The following is a 2,192-nucleotide window of genomic DNA, read 5'->3' as shown; positions in this document are numbered from 1 at the left end:
TCATTAAAAATAGCCTAAGAATCTGTTTTTTTATTCAACTGTAAAATTATTCAAGTAAAAATGCACTATTATAGTATATAATATTATCTGCTGTATTCAATTTTTAATAAAGCTATTATGAAAATGTATGTTTTTAATAATAGCTTTATCATTTTAAGAAGGAAATTAGATCTGCTTAAAATAATTAAAAACTGCTCAATTATTACAAATAAAAACCTTAAAAATATAAAAAAACATCTGAATATGTTTACAATAAAAACAAATTGTAGTATAATTAATTTTGTTAGAAAAAAACAAAAAGGAGAAAAGAATTGATGCTAAAAAATTACAGCAAATATTCTTGTTTTATTTTTAATAGGACAAGTCTTAAATTATTTGTAGGAGTATTATTTTGTGCTTTAATGCTTAATTTTACTTTTGCAAATGAAAAAGTAAATGCTGTAACTTCTTCTTCATCAGTTTCAAATACTGAAATTGTATGTTCTTCAACTGCCTATACTGGCGGAGGAGTAACTGCTACTGGTATTTCATGTGTCAGAAAGCCATTTGGATTAAGTACAATTGCAGTTGATCCTGATGTAATCCCATTTTATACAGCAGTACATGTAGAAGGTTATGGATATGCAATCGCAGCTGACTGTGGTGGAGCAATCAAAGGAAATAAAATAGATGTTTATTTTGATACTGCGCAAGATTGTTATAATTGGGGTGTAAGAGATGTTACTGTTACATTACTAGGAGACTCAACAGGAAAGTAGACCTAAAAATTTTATATAGCCACCTAAAATTAAGTTTTAGGTGGCTGATTGTATTTTTCATAGTATTTTTTCTATTGTAACTTTTGTTACAGTAGGATTTTTTTTATTATAGTATAATTCACTTATATTATTTAATGATTTAGAACAAATTATATTTAAAAATTTCTTTGAAAATCTATAATAAAGGGTGATATTTATGAATTATGCTAATTTACAAAAAATAAGAAATGGAAACAGAACTTATAGTATTACTCCACATATTCCTGGAGGGTTTGTAACTCTTGAAACCATGCAAAAAATAGTTGATGCAGCCAAAAAATACAATGCTGTATTAAAAATTACATCTGGACAGAGAATACTTATAACAAATTTAAGAGAAGAAGATATACCAGCAATATGGGAAGATTTAGATATGGAGCCTGCTGTGAAATCTACAAATTCAGTTAAAAATATAGAAATGTGTCCAGCTGGTTTTTGTAAAAGAGCTAAATTCAATACAATAGGAATAGGAATGAAACTTTCGAAAAAATATACATGGATGGAAGTGCCCTGTAGAACAAAAATAGGCGTAGCTGGATGCAGGAATGCATGCGGGAGTGTTTATAGCAAGGATATTGGAATAATAGCCGATAAAACAGGATTCATTGTATGTGCTGGTGGTTCAGGAGGTTATAATCCAAGAGTCGCAGATATAATAGCTATGGAGTTAAATGAAGAAAAAGCATTAAAAACCATTGATAATATTTTTAATTTTTATAAAGAAAACGGAATAGCAGGAGAAAAATTAAGTTTCTTTATTGAAAGAATTGGTTTAGATGAATTTAAGAAAAATGTACTGAAATAATAAAAAATAAAAGTAATCTTTATAATAAAATCTTTATTTAATAAATAATATTTTAAGAGTTGAAAAGGGGCTGTCGCACAAAGATAAAGTTATACAATATATAGTATTAAAAGATTTATTTAATATACTATATATAGTGTTTGAATTTCTTAATGCGACAGCCCCTTTAATTATTTTATTGGCAAACCTAGAGAAATCTAGCGACGCAAAACTATAGGGACTAAAGTTTTTAGCTATGTCAGCCAGTTGCCGAAGAGTAAGTTCTATTCTTTGTATTTAGATTATAGGAAATTCTTTTTAATCAAAGATATTATTTTCTATTTTAACTGAATAAAGAAGCATTTATCTTACCAGGCATATTTTCTAAGTAATAGGAGGAAAAGATGTAATGATAGTCAATTAAAATATTCAAGTAATATTTATTTTATGTTGGTAGTTAGGATAGGATAAATCTTCAACTAGTGGTAATTAAAATAGAAATTTTTATAATTCTATTTGTGTTAAATTTAGAGGGAATGTTTAAATAGTCTGTAATGGGTAAAAGCAGATTATTTAACTAAAATATGAGAAAATAAAGAAAGACTGTTGTA

Annotated in this window: 2 protein-coding genes and 1 riboswitch; both genes read left to right on the top strand. The window is 26.8% G+C overall.

Features of this window, described 5'->3' with window-relative positions:
• Positions 1 to 314: 314 nt before the first annotated feature.
• Complete coding sequence (locus tag Q0F58_RS19115; protein ID WP_294379623.1) at positions 315 to 758, top strand: 3D domain-containing protein; 444 nt, start codon at positions 315 to 317, stop codon at positions 756 to 758.
• Between the two features lie 196 nt (positions 759 to 954).
• Positions 955 to 1,602, top strand: coding sequence for an NAD(P)/FAD-dependent oxidoreductase (locus Q0F58_RS19110; RefSeq protein WP_294379621.1), 648 nt, complete (start codon positions 955 to 957; stop codon positions 1,600 to 1,602).
• Between the two features lie 170 nt (positions 1,603 to 1,772).
• Positions 1,773 to 1,856: riboswitch (cyclic di-GMP riboswitch) on the top strand.
• Positions 1,857 to 2,192 lie beyond the last annotated feature (336 nt).

This window comes from uncultured Clostridium sp. (assembly GCF_934754915.1).
Classification (GTDB): Bacteria; Bacillota; Clostridia; order Clostridiales; family Clostridiaceae; genus Clostridium.
Note: the sequence above shows the minus strand (reverse complement) of the source record. Positions and strands in the feature narration are given on the sequence as shown.